2 protein-coding genes are annotated in these 2,022 nt (G+C 71.4%); both read left to right on the top strand.

Annotation, left to right across the window (positions count from 1 at the left end):
* The first annotated feature begins 212 nt into the window (after nt 1-212).
* A complete protein-coding gene (locus AB0F18_RS39125) occupies nt 213-416 on the top strand; it encodes a cold-shock protein (protein WP_362070290.1) in 204 nt (67 codons plus the stop codon).
* Nucleotides 417-519: 103 nt separating this feature from the next.
* A partial coding sequence (locus AB0F18_RS39120; protein ID WP_362070287.1) for a DEAD/DEAH box helicase occupies nt 520-2,022 on the top strand: 1,503 nt, incomplete at its 3' end.

Here is a 2,022-nt window from a genome sequence, read left to right as displayed (position 1 = left end):
GGGGGGGGGGGGGGGGGGGGGCGGGGGCCCGCGCGCCCGCGCCCCGCCACCGGCGGCAGCGGGCCGCGGCCGAGGTGTGCTAACGTTGTGGCGTTGCAGTTGTGGTACCCATGAACTTTATGTGCGCCTGACGGGATTGCTCCGCAGGCGCTTTTATTGTTTTTGCCGGATTCTCCCGGATGGGGCCCTTGCCGCCTATTCAGGAGATTCAAATGGCACTTGGCACCGTGAAGTGGTTCAACTCGGAAAAGGGCTTCGGCTTCATCGAGCAGGACGGCGGCGGCCCGGACGTCTTCGCCCACTACTCGAACATCGCCATGAACGGCTTCCGTGAGCTCCAGGAGGGCCAGCGCGTGTCCTTCGACGTCACGCAGGGCCAGAAGGGCCCCCAGGCGGAGAACATCGTTCCCGCCTAAGTTCTTCAGCATGCCGGGGTCCGCGCCGCGAGGTGCGGGCCCCGGCTTGTCTGCTGTTTTAACCGTTTGTCTTACCTTGCCGGTTTCAGGAGGGCTTTTCCGCATGACCAGCTCCAGCTCCGCACGACCCGGCCGCCGCCCCAGCCGGGGCAGAGGTGCGGCCCAGGGACGTCCGAAGGCTGGTGCGGGACGGCAGAAGCCCGCACCCGTAGCCCGGCCCCAGGAATTCACCATGCCCGAACCGCAGACCCCGGCCCTCCCGCCGGTGGCCGCGTTCGAGGACATGGACATGCCCGCGGCGCTGCTGAAGACCCTCGCAGCCCAGGGCGTCACCGAGCCCTTCCCGATCCAGGCCGCCACGCTGCCGAACTCCCTCGCCGGCCGTGACCTGCTCGGCCGCGGCCGCACCGGCTCCGGCAAGACCCTCGCCTTCGGCCTGGCCGTGCTCGCCCGCACCTCCGGCCGCCGCGCCCAGCCCAAGGCGCCGCTCGCGCTGGTCCTCGTACCGACCCGCGAGCTCGCCCAGCAGGTCACCGACGCCCTGACCCCGTACGCCACGGCCGTCAACCTGCGCGTCGCGACCGTCGTCGGCGGCATGTCCATCAACCGGCAGGCGGGCGCGCTGCGGCGCGGCGCCGAGGTGCTCGTCGCCACCCCCGGCCGCCTGAAGGACCTCATCGACCGCGGCGACGCCGACCTCTCGCAGGTGTCGATCACCGTCCTCGACGAGGCCGACCAGATGACCGACATGGGCTTCATGCCGCAGGTCACCGCGCTGCTCAAGCAGGTCGCGCCCGGCGGCCAGACCATGCTGTTCTCGGCGACCCTCGACAAGAACGTCGACAAGCTCGTCAAGATGTTCCTGAGCGACCCGGTCGGCCACTCCGTCGACCCGTCGGCCGGCGCGGTCACCACCATGGAGCACCACGTCCTGTACGTCATGGACGAGACCGACAAGAAGGCCGTGGCGACGCGCATAGCCGCACGTGACGGCCGCGTCATCATGTTCGTCGACACCAAGCGCGGCGTCGACCGCATGGTCAAGAAGCTCCTCGCCGAGGGCGTGCGCGCCTCCGGCCTGCACGGAGGACGCTCCCAGCCGCAGCGCAACCGCACCCTGGACTGGTTCAAGACCGGCGAGGTCACCGCGCTGATCGCCACCAACGTGGCCGCGCGCGGCATCCACATCGACGACCTCGACCTCGTCGTCAACATCGACCCGCCCACCGACCACAAGGACTACCTGCACCGTGGCGGCCGCACCGCCCGCGCCGGCGAGTCCGGCAGTGTCGTCACCCTGGTCCTGCCCGACCAGAAGCGGGACATGAGCCGCCTGATGTCGGACGCCGGGATCTCCCCGCGCACCGCGCAGATCAAGTCCTCCGACGAGGAGCTCACCCAGCTGACCGGCGCCCGCGAGCCCTCCGGCATCCCCGTCGTGCTGGAGGTCCCGCAGCCCGCGCAGCCCAAGCCGCGCACCGGTTCGGGCTCCGGCTCGGGCTCCTCGCGCCGCCGCTCGGGCGCACCGCGCACCGGCGCGTCCGGCGCCGCCGCTCCCGCCTCCGGCGGCCGCGGCCGCCGCTCCGGCTCCGGCTCCGGCGCCTCC

This window comes from Streptomyces sp. NPDC029216 (genome assembly GCF_040648015.1).
In the GTDB taxonomy this organism is placed as follows: domain Bacteria; phylum Actinomycetota; class Actinomycetes; order Streptomycetales; family Streptomycetaceae; genus Streptomyces.
Note: the sequence above shows the minus strand (reverse complement) of the source record. Positions and strands in the feature narration are given on the sequence as shown.

Excerpts from the sequence above, each read along its gene's own strand:
- AB0F18_RS39125 (WP_362070290.1), top strand. The coding sequence starts at position 213 with ATGGCACTTGGCACCGTGAAGTGGTTCAACTCGGAAAAGGGCTTCGGC.